The following is a 16463-nucleotide window of genomic DNA, read 5'->3' as shown; positions in this document are numbered from 1 at the left end:
AATTTTTAGACAAAAATCGCTAATTTTGATAATGTTGCAGTTCATAAAGCGGATTTCCAAGTAGATTTTTTAATCCTTTTTTATCCTCTACCGCGTTTAATTCACTACAATAAACAGGTAATGTACCTGATAGAATGAGCGAAAAAAATCAATTTTGATTGACGCTTGATTCCAGTGATGTAAAATCGATGCAATTTCAGGGACATAGTTATTGTAATTTTGGGATGATATATGCTCTTAAAAGCAGAATCAAAGTATCCTTGTGATTTAATTTTGTTTGGTACGCTGGGTGACTTGTCTTGTCGAAAATTGTTGCCCGCATTATATCAACTAGAGCTGGCTAATTTACTTCACGAAAAAACAAGAATTATTGGGTGTGCCCGAGAAGAGCTCGATTTTTCTGCTTATGTTGACTTGATTAAAAATAAAATTCAGCAGTTTTTATTTGATGAAATTGATGAAGCAGTCTGGTTACGTTTTATAAAGAAACTGGCTTATTGCAAGCTTGATCTGAATCAATCAGATGATTATCAAAAATTAACGGATTATGTTAACCCTTCTGAGCGAGTGGTTATTTCTTACTTGGCAATTCCTCCAAGCCTTTATTCTCAAACTTGCCGCAGTCTTGCACGCCTTAATCTAACACAGAAACCATCGCGAGTTGTTTTGGAAAAACCTATTGGCCATGATTTGCCTTCTTCTGTAGCAACCAACGAACAAGTGGCTTGTTTTTTTTCTGAAGATCAGATTTATCGAATTGATCATTACTTGGGTAAAGAAACCGTCTTGAATTTATTAGTGCTTCGCTTTGCTAATTCCATATTTTCAACCAATTGGGATAATCGCGTTATTGATCGAGTTGAAATTTCTGTTGCCGAAGAAATCGGTGTTGAAGGCCGTTGGGAATATTATGATAAGTCGGGCCAAGTCAGGGACATGCTGCAAAATCATTTGTTGCAAATATTATCTTTAGTTGCGATGGACCCCCCCTTAAGCCTTTCAGCAGAAAGTATCAGAAGCGAAAAATTAAAAGTACTGAAATCTTTGCGTTTTATTAACAAGTCCAATGTTCATGATCATACAGTACGAGCTCAATATGTGGCTAATAATTTAGCAAATGGTAAAAAAATACCTGGTTATTTAGAAGAGGTGGGTGCTAATCAGGCATCTACAACAGAAACTTTTGTTGCTATCAAAGCCTATGTTGACAATTGGCGATGGTCTGGTGTTCCATTCTATATGCTTACTGGCAAAAGATTACCCAAAAAGCAAAGCGAAGTGGTTATTTATTTTAAACCACAGCCTTATAATATTTTTCATCCCTTAAATGAAGAATTGTACCCTAATCAGTTAATTATTCGCTTACAACCCGATGAAGGGGTGGAGGTGAGGATAATGAATAAAATTCCGGGTCTTGGTGAGCGTATGATGTTGCATGATTCCAAGTTGGATTTAAATTTCCATCATAGTTTTAAAACGCAAAGGATTGCTGATGCCTATGAGAGATTATTGCTAGAGGTCATGTTAGGTAATCAGTATCTTTTTGTAAGCCGAGAAGAAATTGAACAAGCTTGGCAATGGATTGACAGTATTGTATCGGCGTGGGAAGAAGATAATATTCCACTGTACACCTATCCAGCTTGTACCTGGGGGCCAAAGGAAGTCATACGCTTATTTAACGGGCAAGCACATGTTTGGGGTGATCACAATGCAGTTTCATAGTTTTAGGGATGCCAAACAGTTGATTCATGACTTGGTGGAAAAATTAAGAACTATTCTATCAGATGCAATCAAACAAAGAGGGCAGGCGTTTTTGGTGGTTTCCGGCGGTAGAACGCCTATCGATTTGTTCAAGGAATTAGCTTTAGCCGATTTGCCTTGGGAAAAAGTAGTGATTACTTTGGCCGATGAACGTTGTGTCAACCTTTTTGATCCACATCGTAACGAGTGGCTGGTGCGTAAATATTTGCTGCAACATAACGCAAAAAAAGCCAAATTTATCAGCTTGTTTGATGAAAAAGAGGATCCATTAAGTCAGTTGAACGAGGTAAATGGCCAAATTGATTCTCTACCAACGTTTGATGCAGTAGTTTTAGGAATGGGTGACGATGGCCATACCGCTTCTTTATTTCCATGCAGTGATGAGTTAAGTGCAGGATTAGATGATAAAGCAAATGCGGTGCTTATTGTGAAGCCTAGAACAGCTTCATTCCAGAGGATTAGCTTATCGAAACGGCGATTATTAAATAGCAGTACTATTTTTTTACATTTAGTAGGTCAAAGAAAACAGGTTGTTCTGGAGCAGGCAATGGCAACTAACAACCCGGGGATCCTGCCAATCTGCGCTATTTTAAATGCCCCGGATGCCAATGTTCAGGTGATGTATGCCCCAAGTGATGAGGAAAAAGAATGCACCCTATAATAAATCAAGTAACAGAAAATATCCAAAATCGTAGCGCTGCTAGAAGAGCAGCTTATCTGAATCAAATCGATAAGGCTCGTACTAAAGGCCCACAACGAAGTATTCTGCATTGTGGAAATTTGGCACATGGTTTTGCTGCTTGTGCTAAACAGGACAAGGCTATTTTGAGAGGTAATACAAAAGCCAATATTGCCATTGTTTCTGCTTATAACGATATGTTATCGGCGCATCAACCGTACGCTGTTTTCCCTGATTTGATTAAGGAAGCGATCTCTGCTGCAGGAGGAGTTGCGCAATTTGCCGGGGGCGTCCCAGCCATGTGCGATGGGATTACTCAGGGACAACCAGGGATGGAATTAAGTTTACTCAGCCGGGATGTGATCGCTTTATCGACTGCTGTTGCTTTGTCACATAACATGTTTGATGGAGGGCTCCTCTTAGGTATTTGCGATAAAATAGTCCCTGGATTATTAATGGCTGCGCTGGCATTTGGCCATCTGCCTTTTATTTTTGTACCCGCGGGCCCAATGCCTTCTGGTATCTCCAATCAGGAAAAAGCAAGAATTCGTCAATTGTACGCAGCAGGTCAAGTCGACAAAAATGCCTTATTGGATGTGGAGGCGGCCTCCTATCACACGGCTGGAACATGCACATTTTATGGTACGGCCAATTCAAATCAATTAGTTATTGAACTGATGGGGCTGCAGCTCCCAGGCTCTTCCTTCGTGAATCCTAATACCCAGTTGCGCGATGAATTAACTAAAGCAGCAGCATGTCAGATTTTGTCATTAACAGATTTAAATTCTGATTATATGCCAATAGGGCAGATGCTTGATGTGAAAAATATTGTAAACGGTATTATCGGATTATTGGCTTCAGGGGGATCGACCAATCATACCATGCACCTTGTTGCGATAGCGGCTATGGCAGGGTATTGGGTAAATTGGGATGATTTTGCGCAATTGTCGGCAATTATTCCATTAATTGCTCGAATTTATCCTAATGGTCAAGCAGATATCAATCATTTTCAAAGAGCTGGAGGCATGGCTTATTTTGTTAAAACCTTGCTAGAGGCCGATTTACTTCATCCTGATGTCAAAACAGTCGTGGGTTTTGGACTGGATAAATATACGCAGCAGCCGCAATTGATTGACAATCGAGTGGTTTGGGTTAATGGTCCTGACAGCTCAAGCAATAATGAAGTATTAACCTCTGTTGCCGATCCATTTAAACCTCAGGGTGGTTTGCAGGTATTAAGTGGCAATCTTGGCAGAGCAATTATTAAGACATCCAGTCTTTATGATGAACATTATGTGATAGAAGCCCCCGCAGTCGTTTGCTCAAGCCAAGAGGAATTTGAACATCTATTCAATCAAGGTTTGCTTAATAAAAATTGTGTGGTGGTAGTTCGTTTTCAAGGCCCAAAAGCATGTGGAATGCCAGAATTACATCAATTAACGCCAAAACTTGGTGTGTTAATGGATAAAGGGTTTCATGTGGCATTGGTTACTGATGGTCGAATGTCTGGCGCATCGGGCAAGGTTCCCGCTGCAATTCACGTTACTCCGGAAGCGGTTGATGGCGGCGTAATTGCTAAAATTGAAACGGGCGATATGATTTTGATCGATTGTGAAAGAGGAATACTTCAATTATTAGTTTCTGATGAAGAATTAGCGAGCCGCTCTCCAGTTGCTATCGAAGGATATTCCTCTGTTCTAGGCATGGGACGAGAGTTGTTTGGTAATTTAAGATTACATTTTACTGGTGCAGAACAGGGGGCATGTAGTCTATTTAAAGGAAATGAATTTTTTTATGATGCCTCATGATTTAGCGCAGTATGCGATTGTTGCAGACATAGGCGGTACTTTTGCTCGTTTCAGTAGAGTTAATCTTGTCAATTTGCAGATGGATAAAATTGAAATTTCTCCTTGTGCCGAGTTTATTAGTCTGGAGTCCGCGCTATTAAATTATAAAACCAGGCATTCTTTGCAAGAAATAAAACATATTGCGATAGCGATTGCGTGTCCAGTCATCGATGATTTGGTTTCTATGACGAATTGTCATTGGCAATTTTCAATAACAGAGTTAAAACAGAGACTTGGCCTTGAAGTTCTGGAAGTCATGAATGATTTTACTGCGATTGCGATGAGTTTACCTGTATTATCGACTCAGGATCTGGTGCAGATTGGTAATGGTTACCTGGATGCCAGTAAAGTGAGAGCGGTATTAGGCGCAGGAACCGGTTTGGGTGTTGCTTATTTAATTCCTCATCAACGTCACTATAGTGCTTTTGCAGGGGAAGGGGGGCATGCTGATTGGGGAGCAAAAACTGAGCAGGAGTGGTTTATCTATCGCTATTTAAAAAGTAAATACTCCCATGTATCTTATGAGCGCTTGCTGTCTGGCCAAGGACTGGAAAATTTATATCAAGCTTTAGCCGCGTATCATAGTAAAAAAGTTGAATTTTTGTCAGCAGCGCAAATTATATCTTTGGCATTAAATCAGGAATGTTTCATAGCTCATAAGGCAGTAGCCCAATTTTTTTCAAGTTTGGGATCGTTTGCTGGTGATTTAGCATTAACTTATGGAGCTTTTGGTGGTGTTTATATTGCAGGAGGGATTATGCCGCGTTTACTCTCCTTGGTACACCAAAGCGACTTTAGAATCCAATTTGAAGACAAAGGACGATTTAGTGATTTTAATGCCTTAATTCCCACTTATGTCATTGCAGCCGCTCAACCAGGTATTTTAGGCGCGAGCGTCAGTTTAAAACAAATATTGACAGGAGCTTCTCATGTCCTTTTCTGAATGGAAAACACAACCAGGCGTGGTATTTGCTGCATCTCCGGTTATTCCAGTCATTGTAATCAAAGAGTTAGAGGATGCATTGCCTTTGGCCGAGGCTTTATTTGCCGGGGGGATTCATGTTCTTGAATTGACATTAAGAACACCAGTGGCAATAAAAGCACTGGAATTATTGATCAATACATTTCCAGATGAATTAATCGGTGCCGGAACTGTGATTACCTCGGGTCAACTTCATGATGTGGCAGCAGCAGGCGCTCGATTTGCCATCAGCCCTGGCCAAACAAGGGAATTATTAATAGCAGGACAGAAAAGTGAAATTCCTCTCATTCCAGGTGTAGCCAGTGTTTCAGAATTAATGGAAGGCTTGGGGATGGGATATAACCATTTTAAATTTTTTCCTGCAGCAGCGGCTGGAGGTATCCCTATGCTGCAAGCGATATCAGGGGTATTCCCTCAAGTTAAATTTTGTCCAACAGGAGGAATTAATTCCAAAAATTATGAGGAGTATCTCCGCTTGCCAAATGTAGTTTGCGTTGGAGGGTCCTGGATTGTACCGGAAGAGGCTATCAAGAATCATAACTGGTCTTTAATTACAGAGTTATGTATGGCGGTGAGTTCTCAGAAGCGAGAACTCTGCTCGCAGAATTAATCTATTCGAGTTGAAAAAATGTTTTCACGTGATGTAAGGGATAGTGCCAGCTAAAACAGTTCATTGTGTTGAGTAGAGACAGAGGAAAAGAATTTAAAATCAAGGAGTGAAAAATGGCTTGGATTGTCGCAATAATTGGGTCAATTGCCGGTTTTTTATTTGGTTACGATGAGGGAATAATAGCAGGTTCTCTTGGACTGGTAAAAAATCATTTTAATCTGAATGCAACCCACATTGGCGTTATGGCTTCTGCTTTACCTTTTGGGGCATTGTTTGGTTCGCTGTTGATTGGTGCATTCATGGCATCAAAGTGCGTAAAACGTTTCGGCAGACGTTCTTTATTATCCTTTGCCGGTTTTTTGTTCTTTGTTGGAGCCCTGGGTGCCGGTTTTGCTGAAACCATTTCAGTGTTGATTTTATCTCGGTTAATTTTAGGTTTGGCCATTGGAATGGCTTCAGTTTTAACTCCATTATACCTGGCTGAAACAGCCGCCGTGCAATCACGTGGCGCAGTGGTTGCAATTTATCAACTTGCATTGACTGTGGGTATTGTTTGTTCTTATTCGGTCAATTATTTATTGATAGAGCAGCTAGCGTGGCGTGCAATGTTTGCTTCAAGTGCTATCCCTGCTTTGTTATTGACCCTGGGGATTTTGTTTATGCCAGAGTCTCCCAGGTGGTTATGCAGCGTTGGACGTCATGATGCAGCAGCAAACTCCTTAAGAAAATTGAGAGGCAAGCACTCAGTTGAGCAAGAGTTAAAAGATATTGAAGCCACACTGGCGAACGAACCAAAACAAGGCAACTGCCTACTTCTATTCGAAAAGCCCTTGTTACCTGTGTTGATGTTAGGAACGATATTGTTTTGTTTACAACAATTAAGCGGTATCAATGTGGTAATTTATTTTGCACCAGAAATATTCAAGAATTTAGGCTTGGGCAGCACGACTGGACAAATATTAGCAACAATGGGGATTGGGTTAGTTAATTTACTGGTTACTATTATTGCCATTTTGTATGTCGATAAGCTAGGGCGACGCAAATTACTGTTACTGGGTTTTGCAGGAACCAGTTTGAGCTTGTTTGCATTATCGCTGTTTTCATTAAATCATGTTGCCTGGCTATCTTATTTATCGGTTATTTGCTTAATGGTTTATATTTTTTCTTTTGCGATCAGCGTGGGCCCTATCCCCCACATTGCTATGGCAGAAATTTTTCCTCTTCATGTCCGTGGTGCCGGTATGGGGATGTCATCCATGAGTAATTGGTCGTTTAATACGATAGTTATTTTTAGTTTTCCTGTTTTGCATCAAATGTTTGGTATAGAAATGACTTTCGTTCTGTATGCGGTAATCTGTTTCCTGGGGTTCATTTATGCTTATATTTATATGCCTGAAACCAGGAATATTAGTTTAGAGCAGATAGAAACTTATATAATGAGTGGGAAGTCATTACGGTTTTTAGGTAGAGAGGATGAAGAGGTTAATGCTGTGTCAACTAAATCGGAATCTTCTTTGCTGGCTTCAACAAATTGATACAAATTTTCCTCTGATGCCCGTGTTATCTTTGACTGACACGGGCCACAAATTCTATTCTTTATCGCATTACCCGATCGTATAAAATCCTAATAGGTATTCCAGACCAGAGTTTTTATTCTATTTTCCAATTGCTCTCTTAAATGAATAGCTCGCAAGACGGAAACGTAACTCCAGGTCAAGGATGTCGCTCCTTGCTGAACTCCGGTATTCAAATTAATTTGTTCACTTAAATTCAGATCAGGGCCATATTGTTTTATAAGCCTTAGGTAATTGTCCCCTTTCTTTAGATAGTTCTGTATATGAATATTATTACTGCTGTTCAGTGACAGATTATGAGCCATGGTAAAATAATATTCAGCCATCATAGCTGTTAGGATAAACCAGGGGTTTCCTATGCTGTTTGTTTGATAGCCATCATAAGTATCGCCGGGATAACGACCAAACAATATTGCTCCAGAACGGTTTTTATTAATAGGAAACATCAAATTAAATTGCTCATGCAAAGCTTTTGCAGTATTTCGCACAAAGGTGTGATGTGGGGCAAAAACACCTTCTTTTTGTGGGTTAGTTAAAATACCCAACATGACGGACGAATCAAGCTCTAGTGTTTTTTGAGGACCGGGGTGAGGTAATAATGTGGCTTGAATTATTTTATTCTGATGGTCCAAATGCTGTTGCAGTCGACTATTAATTAGGCTGGCTTGCATTTCATAAAAAACAGCAGCTTGTCTGTCATGAAGTTGGTGAGCCAAAATGGCGCCATCGGTCAGCGCTTTTTGTTGTGCCATAGCCGTGAAAAAATGATGGCCATAAACCTCTTCCCACAGGTCAAAATTTGCATCTTGCCAATGATGTGCGATGTATTCCAAATCCATCTTGATAGTGCCCATGGATTGTGGTTCCATGGTGTTGTTATAAAGATGTGATTTGATATAGCCTATTTCATTGTGATCGAGAAGCTGTTGCGCAAAACGAATTAAAACAGATGCTCTGAGTGCCGGACCATCATTTTGTGGTCGTCCCCATTCACCATCAAAAGGATTGCCATTGATATAAAATTTGGGTTCACCCAATATATCCTGGCCAGCAATGGGATCAGCTTGATGCTGTATTTTTTCTGTCCATGAAACATATTCTAATAAAAGTTTTTTATATCGAGCAGATTGGCTGGCTTCATACCATGTCTCAACCAATCCCATGGCAATAGCTGAGTCTCGAATCCAGTCATAATAATAATTGGGGTTGTATTGCGAGGGTGAGGCTACGATGGCTCCATTGGCTTGAAAGTTATTTAAAAAATGTTTTTTTAATATTTGAACCTCTTCGTGGGTAAATACTGAAGCCATAGTTTGAGAGACAAAAAAAATCATTAAGAAAAAGATCCTTTTCAACATAATCTCCTGATAATAGTTAGTTTTAAAAAAGAAGGTCGTCATAGTACAGGAAATGAGTTTTTCAGACCATAGTCTTTAGGGCGGATTATTTTAAAATGTGTTTAACATAAATTACTTTTTGCCTTGACCCTGGTTTTTTGCAAGTCCTTACTCAAAGCTTTCTCAGATTAAGCTCCGTCTTTGATAAGGTGATTGTCTTCAATGGATTGATACTCAAGAAGATCTCCGGGTTGACAATGCAAGTAAGCACAAATAGCCTCAAGGGTTGCAAAACGTATTGCTTTGGCTTTACCATTTTTTAAAATGGATAAGTTAGCTTCAGTAATGCCTATAGCTTCAGCTAAATCTCTAAGTCGACACTTTCTTTTTGCCATCATCACGTCCAAATTAACAATAATTGACATCGATTGAAACTCCTTAAACATGCGGGATATAAACTGATTGAGACTGCGTAAGAAAATCTCTTGATGTCCTTACTCTGAAGTTCACATTAAATGGTTAACAAGGCATCCGTTTTTAATTTATGTGCTTCCTTAATAATCCAAGAGGCAATCAAAATGATAAAAGCGGTAATTAACGTGGACAGGTTCGCTGTTCCCAAGGTGATGCTTGCGATACGTTGACCAGATGGATTGGTAAAAGTCAGAGCTGCGGTTATCAAAGGTTGATAAAGCAATTGTATAAGTTCACCTGAGATCAGGTAAATACTGATATTCTTAATCAGTCGAATGTTTTCTTCTTCAAATAAATAGCCATGTTCATACAGGCGAAACAGCTTTGCCAATTGATGACAAATTAGAATATTAATAGATAAGGGTAATGCTTCAATCAATAAAATAATGAAACGATGCAACAAGGAAAAATGAGAAGGGTCTTTCACTGGGGTTGATAACAGGGAGTGCCATCCTCCCCAATTCAGCATGCTCTCGAAATGAAATAGAATGAAATAAGTCGTTACAAGGGGAAGGCCATAGGCTAATGTTTTGAATAATAGAAAAAGCAAATGACTCACAGATTTTATTTTTTTCATTATATAATTGTCCTTCTAAGATGAGATCATACGTATTTTATTAAATATTTATTGTTTTGCAATAAATATTTAATGCGAAACGTAATTTTATTACGACTGCCGATGGTGAAATCAGTAAGACAGCGGGTTAAAATTGCTCGTTAACAATACTTTGAATTGCTTTGATCCACTCAGGATGATCGTTCATGCAAGGCGTTAATATAAATTGCTCACCGCCAAGTTTTTCCCACTGTTCTTTTGCACGAATTCCTATTTCCTCAAGAGTTTCCAGGCAATCTGCAACAAAAGATGGGCAGGAGACGACAATGTTCTTAATTCCTTTGCTTATTAGTTCGGCAAAAATTTCATCGGTATAAGGTTTTATCCATGGAGTTTTTCCGAGTCTGGATTGGAAGGCGGTTGTGTATTGGTGGGTGCCTAATTGCAATTCTTTTGCCAGTAATAGACTGGTCTGATAGCATTGAGCCCTATAACATGCTTGATTTTTATCGTATATGGGTGTGCATGTTTGGGGGCAAAGCGTATCGCACCCGCTTTTGTGAATATGCCGTTCGGGAATTCCGTGGTAGCTAAAAAGAACGTGGAAATTGTCTTTAATATAAGGCTTCATAATTTTAGCTTGCGCCTGGATGTATTCTGGTCTTTGGTAGAAATCTCGAATGATTTTAATTGATGGAATAATTTCTTGGTTTGCCAAATAGGATAAGGTTTTTTCAATGGCTGAACCTGTAGCAGCAGAAGAATATTGAGGAAATAAGGGTAAAATGGTAAGGGAATGGCAATCTTTTAATTCTGCAAGTGCTGTTGTAATTGATGGAGTTCCATAGCGCATTCCCAAAGCAATTTTGTACTCATCCTTAAGTGCGGACTGTAATTTTGCCACTAGATTTTGGCTATGATACAAAAGCGGAGATCCTTTTTCAGTCCATATTGATTGGTAAGCCTGGGCTGATTTTGGCGATCTAAAGGGTAAGATCAAACAATATACCAGGATATAGCGCGGGATAGTTGGTAAGTCTATTACTCTTTTGTCAGTAAGAAATTCACGCAAATATAACTTTACCGCCCTGATATCTGCATTATCGGGAGTGCCAAGATTTAACAGTAATAAACCACGTCTCATCAGCTAAAGTCCAGTTATAAAATGAAGGACATAATACCTCAAGTTGATGGAGGCAGCAGCATAAATATTAGTTATACTGCTGCGCTTAATAGTTTATTACATTAATTGGGTTAAGCTATTTCTTCTTGTTCGGCGTTTTCACTAAGAGCAACGACATTAGAGGCATGTAAACCTCTTTCACCATTAACGACATCATAGGTGACCGCCTGTCCTGGAACTAGCGTTTTGTATCCCGTGCCGTGAATTGAGGAGAAGTGAACAAAAATATCTTCACCACCACCTTCCGGGATAATAAAACCCCAACCCTTGGCGTTATTAAACCACTTGACTTCACCTCTAGCCATGAATCCTCCTTATGCTAAAGCTTATCAATCGTCGACTGACATAAGCTGTCAGCTGAGCAATTGCATTCTTCCTTAAATGACAATTGTTAATAGCCCATTTTACAATAGGTAATTTCAACATAACGCAAAAAGGGATCATTACTCAATAGGTTTATTAAAATTTATCTGTAATTCTTATGATCTGAAGGTCCTGTTTTTGTTACAATGATTGAGTACTTATTGATAGAGAGAGTATTTTGTTTTGTATTGATGATCAGATTAAGTCGTCTTCTTTTATACTTGGAGAGTGGCCTTTATCTACAGTTCTGTTAAAAAATGACGCCTCATACCCCTGGTTTATTTTGGTTCCAAGAAAGATGGATATTCAAGAAATTTATCAGCTTGAGAAGAGCGATCGATTTTTGTTAATTGAGGAAATCAATCAACTGTCTCTTCTGGTGAGAGATTACTTTAAACCAGACAAGCTTAATATAGGCGCTCTTGGCAATATTGTTCCGCAATTGCATATACATATTGTTATTCGCAGAAAAAATGATCCTTTGTGGCCCCAAGGTATTTGGCAATCTTCCATGCTTTCTATTCCTTACCCTGAAAGTGAATTAAAGAGTTTACTGCCTACCTTGGGTGATTTAGTAAACAAGGCATACTAAGAAACATTGCTATAATTTTACCGACTTTAAGTCCAAGTGTTTTTTCATAAAATTGCCTCGCTCTATCCATATTTTGAACTGGATACATGGTAAATGCTATTTTTTTGATCATGAGTGCCCCTTGTTGAAATTTAAATATACTTTCACCATTAGATGAATTATAAATTACAATGATAAACATTCAATTTGAAATAAACGATGATGTGCATGCTTAAAAAATTAATGTTCTTATTATTGTTGGGAGCAGGTTTGTTAAGCTGTAGCCAAAGCACTGATCAGCAAGTTTCCAATATTATAACGCTGAAGCAATTCCCCTCCAGTCCCAGGGATTATCGACCAGTTCAGAAATTGCCTTATTTGGCCTGGTGGAAGCAATTTCAGGATCCAGAATTGGATCGTTTAATTGATACTGGATTGAAGACCAATATGGATATTCATATTGCAATGGCTAATTTACAGCAGGCTCAAGGAGAGTTACAGCAAGTGAAGTTGAGTTGGATACCTAATGTTCAAATATTGGGAGGATATTCAACTAATCCTGCTCTTGGTGTGCCAGGAGGGTTTTATGGAATATGGCCAAGTTATATTTTGAATATTATGCAACTTTATACTCAGCAAAAGCGTGCTCAATATCAGGTCCAATATCATCAGGCAGCAATCGATGGTTTGCGTTTGACCTTGATTGGTCAGGTGGCAGCGGCTTATTTCACTTTGATTGCACAGTTGGAGCAACTTAAATTATTGTATGAACTGGATAGGGATTTAAAGTCGTTAATTGCTTTGAGCAGGAAAGAAATCAACATAGGATTAAAAAATGATATTGATTTGGCTCAGTTGCAATCCAACGAGCGCTTGATTGCAGCACAAATAAAACCCATTAAACACAACATTGTTGTTAGTCAGAATGCGTTGCGTTATTTAATAAATGAGAATCCTGGTTTAATCAAAAGCAAAAATAATTTTGCTGAATTAGATTTTACCCGCTTCAAGCCCGGAAGTTTACCTGCTAGCGTATTAAGTAATCGCCCTGATATGAAGATGGTGGAGTATTCCCTAAAAGCAGCTCGTGCAGGTATTTTTGTTGCTTATAGTGATTTTTTTCCTGTTATGCAGTTGGATGATTTTATTGGAGAGGCACATTTGCCTGATAGCACGTTTGAACAAGCGACCGATGCGTACTTAAACTGGGCAATTAATCCAAATACTCTGGGTAAAATTTCAGTTAGTAAGGGAGTTTATAATGCGAAATTGGCCGAATACGTTAAGACAGTCCGATTAATTTTAAAAGAAGTTGATAATGCTTTTTCAGCTAATAAGCGCATGAGAGAGCAATTTTTATCCTATCGGCATGCACAAGAAGAGTATCAGCATAAATACAAGTTACAAAATGGTTTATTAAAAACAGGTCTAATGTCTTATAAAGAGTTATTGGAGAGTAAGGTTTATCTGGATAATTTGGCACTCTCAACAAATCAGGCAAAGCTGGAATTGGCCATGTCACTGGTTATGCTGTATCAAGATTTGGCTGGTGGGTATGCCTATAGTGACTAAATCAGTTTAGTTTGTAACGCACTGATTTTAAAAGTCCCCGGGCGGGCTAAAATTCCAGTTCTCATCTCTTGAGCTGTTTGATGAGATAGGCTAATTTCGCATTATTGTTATATACCAAGGGAAAATGGTTGGCTATTTTATGAAAAAATTGATGGAATATGGTGGAAAAATAAAAGAGTATTTGCTTCATTTAAAACCAAAACGTTGGTTTACCCTCACTAATTCCATTATTTTTATTGGTTTTCTTACCGCAATTATCTATGTTTTTTCCTATTTGATTCCTTTTACTGATAATGCGTTTGTAGTAAATAATGTACGACCAGTTGCGGCACTGACAAGCGGATACATAACTGATCTTTATGTAAAAAATGGTGATGTAGTACGTAAGGGACAAAAACTATTTACCGTATTCAAAAAGCCTTATGAATACACAGTTGAGCAGCTCAGTGCTGATTTAGCTGGAGCACAGGCAAAGTTGGCAGTATTAAAAGCTACGTACGAACGGGATTTGAAGCTTAGCGAAAATGAGCAAAAAATATACAAAAAGCTGGCGCAAGATGATCAAAAATACCTTAAAGGGTACGCTATAAAATCTGTTTCTCTGATTACCCTGCAAAACTCTCAGCAAGAAACAAAAGCAGCTAAAGATAAATGGCAGGCTTCATTAAAACAACTTGAAATTGATCAGCATCAAATAACAGTTCAGGAGAATGAAATAAAATCCATTCAGGCACGGTTAAAAAATGCCAAAGTCAATTTGGATTTAACGGATGTTTATGCTCAGGGTAATGGAGTTATTCAAAATTTGTTTTTTACCATAGGAACTCCAGTCAATATTAATCAGCCATTATTCTCATTGGTCGATCAGGATAATATTTATATTCAGGCCAATTTTAATGAGACCGATTTGCGTGATGTGCGCAAGGGATCAAAGGTATTGATATTTCCAAGAATGTATTTAGGAAGAAAAATATTTCATGGTGTTATTGATTCGGATTATTGGTCTGCGAATAGGCAATTGGTGGATGATCGTACTCAGCTGCAAAATGTTATCAATGAAAATCAATGGATTTTATTGCCTCAGCGCCTTCCTGTGATTATAAAGGTTACTGACCCTGACCCTAAATACCCGCTTCGTGTTGGAGCTAGCGCTTATGTCTATGTCGAAGTTTATTGAATGGATTGATGAGGTTGATCCTTATGCTGTTCAACGAATAGCACTTTATAAATCACTTTTTATTGCCACAGTAATGGCCTATGTTTATTGGGTATTTCGTCCCGCGAATTTTACGGCATTTTTTTCACCATTTTTGCTCGTAAGATTTTATGAATCCCCCAGTCTTACCAGCTTTAAAGAGAAAGAACACTTTTTGATTTTTATTGGAGTGGTAGTGGTATTGCTGAGTACCTCATTTTATCTTGTTTACCCATTTCGGGTTGTATTTTTCTTTTTCTCAATTATTGCATTAGCAAGTGTTTATTTTTATGTGCTAAAAAATTATCTCCCATTAAAAAATTTAACTATGCTCATTGTTGCTTCAGGAGCGACAATTTTAAGTACAGAACCTCCTGCAAATTGGCAAATTGTTTACGACATCGTTTGGTCAAGTGCATTATCTATGATTGCAATATTTATTTGTTTAAGATTTTTTCCAAACGAATATCTCAGTGTCTGGAAAAGGGCTTTGGCAAAATTTATTCAATCCCTTGAGCAGGATATTGAAAAATCATTTAGCCATCGTGATCTGAGATTCATGCAGGAAGAAATGATAAATCTGAGCGTAATTAGACAATATCGTAGACTTATTCCCAAAAAATACATGATTTTTACCCTGAAAATTTCAATCAATATACGTAATATTCAATTTTCTTTGGATAATCTTTATTATGAAGGAGAAAATCAATCTTTCTGGCATGAAGTGAAAGAGAATCTTTATGGGCTTAGATGCGCAATTAAAGCAAATACATCCTGTGATGATCCTATAATGTCCATCCTGCCTGAGACAAAATTACAACAATATGTTATTAGATGCTTGCAACAAGCATTTAGCCAATGGAATCAATTATGCAACATACTTCAGCATTGAAGAAAAAACTTGATTATGCTCGATTTATTCACCTGCTCATCATGTTTATGGTTGCCATGCTCATTTTTTTGTTTTCAACTTTTCCTGAAAAATGGTGGGTATTAATCACTGTTTTATCAGTAAGTGCGGGCATTGAACCAGGATTGATTATAAGAAGAGCTAAACATAGGATAGGAGGGACACTGTTGGCTCTCGTCATTTTGATTCCCCTACTTTATTTATTGCAATTGAATTATCGATTGATATCAATCTTATTTGTTCTGGCGATAGTTGGTTTGAGTGTTGCTACCTTAAACACAAAACGTTACGACATTAGTGTATTTTTTATTACTTTAGTTGTCTTTTTTTTGATGGCGCAAACGGAAGAGGCGACATCGCCTCATGGTCCTTTTGAGATGGTTCTTAATCGAGGCATATGCACACTGTTTGGTGTTTTTATTGTGTTGGCGGGCGATTATTTTTTATTCCAGGCATTCCGTTATTCTCATAGGCTTTATTTTTTTCATCAGGTGATGGTGTATGATTTTTTAAATGACATTGTACGAAGAATTGACAAAATCAATATAGAAAAAGTTAATACATTACTTTTTTTAGATAAATTGCGTGACCAATTTACTGAGCATTATCTCCCGATATCTATCAGCTCCGAAAATTTGAAACTGGATTTTAAAACCAGTGAACATACTAAAAAAAGAATTGATATTTTTCAAGAAACGATTTGGGAAATACGACGCTTGGTTTTTGCATTATGTATTTCAGAGTTTGTTTTACATTCCTCAATGGCATCTGAACAGCATTTGCAACGATTTAAGTTACTGATGAATAAAGCGCGAACCCATTTTATTCAGTTTGAAGGTCGTTATTAAT

General features: G+C 38.1%; 16 protein-coding genes and 1 pseudogene. 11 read left to right on the top strand and 6 right to left on the bottom strand.

Going from position 1 to position 16463, the window contains the following annotated elements; all coding sequences use genetic code 11:
• The first annotated feature begins 231 nt into the window (after positions 1–231).
• The 6 genes from zwf to OQI99_RS09765 all read left to right on the top strand — a co-directional run bounded on the left by zwf (position 232) and on the right by OQI99_RS09765 (position 7414).
• Positions 232–1722, top strand: a complete 1491-nt coding sequence (gene zwf, locus OQI99_RS09790; RefSeq protein WP_265731817.1) for a glucose-6-phosphate dehydrogenase — start codon at positions 232–234, stop codon at positions 1720–1722.
• Positions 1709–2422 (top strand): 6-phosphogluconolactonase, encoded by a 714-nt coding sequence (pgl, locus tag OQI99_RS09785; RefSeq protein ID WP_265731816.1) that lies wholly within the window; start codon positions 1709–1711, stop codon positions 2420–2422. The genes zwf and pgl overlap by 14 nt, the downstream gene beginning before the upstream one ends.
• The gene (gene edd / locus OQI99_RS09780) at positions 2410–4248 is read left to right on the top strand and encodes a phosphogluconate dehydratase (protein WP_265731815.1); all 1839 of its coding nucleotides are present in this window, start codon (positions 2410–2412) and stop codon (positions 4246–4248) included. The genes pgl and edd overlap by 13 nt, the downstream gene beginning before the upstream one ends.
• Complete coding sequence (glk, locus tag OQI99_RS09775; protein ID WP_265731814.1) at positions 4235–5230, top strand: glucokinase; 996 nt, start codon at positions 4235–4237, stop codon at positions 5228–5230. Before edd ends, glk begins: the two co-directional genes overlap by 14 nt.
• The gene (locus OQI99_RS09770) at positions 5217–5879 is read left to right on the top strand and encodes a bifunctional 4-hydroxy-2-oxoglutarate aldolase/2-dehydro-3-deoxy-phosphogluconate aldolase (RefSeq protein ID WP_265731813.1); all 663 of its coding nucleotides are present in this window, start codon (positions 5217–5219) and stop codon (positions 5877–5879) included. Before glk ends, OQI99_RS09770 begins: the two co-directional genes overlap by 14 nt.
• Positions 5880–5992: 113 nt before the next feature.
• On the top strand, positions 5993–7414 hold the full coding sequence (locus tag OQI99_RS09765) for a sugar porter family MFS transporter (protein WP_265731812.1): 1422 nt from the start codon (positions 5993–5995) through the stop codon (positions 7412–7414).
• 89 nt (positions 7415–7503) lie between these two features.
• On the opposite strand, the gene legY is transcribed toward OQI99_RS09765, so the two are convergent.
• The 5 genes from legY to OQI99_RS09740 form a co-directional block, all read right to left on the bottom strand.
• On the bottom strand, positions 7504–8853 hold the full coding sequence (gene legY / locus OQI99_RS09760) for a Dot/Icm T4SS effector LegY (protein WP_265731811.1): 1350 nt from the start codon (positions 8851–8853) through the stop codon (positions 7504–7506).
• 125 nt (positions 8854–8978) lie between these two features.
• Positions 8979–9215 carry a helix-turn-helix domain-containing protein gene (locus tag OQI99_RS09755; RefSeq protein WP_061513165.1) on the bottom strand — a complete coding sequence of 79 codons (237 nt, stop codon included), beginning with the start codon at positions 9213–9215 and terminating at the stop codon, positions 8979–8981.
• Between the two features lie 86 nt (positions 9216–9301).
• Complete coding sequence (locus OQI99_RS09750; RefSeq protein WP_265731810.1) at positions 9302–9841, bottom strand: DUF2975 domain-containing protein; 540 nt, start codon at positions 9839–9841, stop codon at positions 9302–9304.
• Between the two features lie 127 nt (positions 9842–9968).
• A complete protein-coding gene (hemH, locus tag OQI99_RS09745) occupies positions 9969–10964 on the bottom strand; it encodes a ferrochelatase (RefSeq protein WP_265731809.1) in 996 nt (331 codons plus the stop codon).
• 110 nt (positions 10965–11074) lie between these two features.
• Complete coding sequence (locus OQI99_RS09740) at positions 11075–11308, bottom strand: cold-shock protein (RefSeq protein WP_010946175.1); 234 nt, start codon at positions 11306–11308, stop codon at positions 11075–11077.
• Between the two features lie 236 nt (positions 11309–11544).
• On the opposite strand from OQI99_RS09740, the gene OQI99_RS09735 reads away from it, so the two are divergent.
• On the top strand, positions 11545–11958 hold the full coding sequence (locus tag OQI99_RS09735; RefSeq protein ID WP_061513167.1) for an HIT domain-containing protein: 414 nt from the start codon (positions 11545–11547) through the stop codon (positions 11956–11958).
• A gap of 7 nt (positions 11959–11965) precedes the next feature.
• Here the strand turns inward: OQI99_RS09735 and OQI99_RS16200 are convergent.
• Positions 11966–12139 (bottom strand): annotated as a pseudogene (locus tag OQI99_RS16200) (VOC family protein); the annotation flags it as partial.
• Between the two features lie 17 nt (positions 12140–12156).
• Between OQI99_RS16200 and OQI99_RS09730 the strand changes: the two are divergent.
• The 4 genes from OQI99_RS09730 (at position 12157) to OQI99_RS09715 (ending at position 16462) form a co-directional block, all read left to right on the top strand.
• A complete protein-coding gene (locus OQI99_RS09730; RefSeq protein WP_265731808.1) occupies positions 12157–13509 on the top strand; it encodes a TolC family protein in 1353 nt (450 codons plus the stop codon).
• 139 nt (positions 13510–13648) lie between these two features.
• Positions 13649–14686 carry an HlyD family secretion protein gene (locus tag OQI99_RS09725; RefSeq protein ID WP_061513259.1) on the top strand — a complete coding sequence of 346 codons (1038 nt, stop codon included), beginning with the start codon at positions 13649–13651 and terminating at the stop codon, positions 14684–14686.
• Positions 14664–15596: a hypothetical protein gene (locus OQI99_RS09720; RefSeq protein WP_061513169.1), complete on the top strand. Its 933-nt coding sequence runs from the start codon at positions 14664–14666 to the stop codon at positions 15594–15596. The genes OQI99_RS09725 and OQI99_RS09720 overlap by 23 nt, the downstream gene beginning before the upstream one ends.
• Positions 15575–16462 (top strand): FUSC family protein, encoded by an 888-nt coding sequence (locus OQI99_RS09715; RefSeq protein ID WP_265731807.1) that lies wholly within the window; start codon positions 15575–15577, stop codon positions 16460–16462. Before OQI99_RS09720 ends, OQI99_RS09715 begins: the two co-directional genes overlap by 22 nt.
• Position 16463 lies beyond the last annotated feature (1 nt).

The organism is Legionella sp. PATHC039 (genome assembly GCF_026191275.1).
Classification (GTDB): Bacteria; Pseudomonadota; Gammaproteobacteria; order Legionellales; family Legionellaceae; genus Legionella; species Legionella pneumophila.
This window is presented reverse-complemented; position numbering and strand designations above follow the sequence as displayed.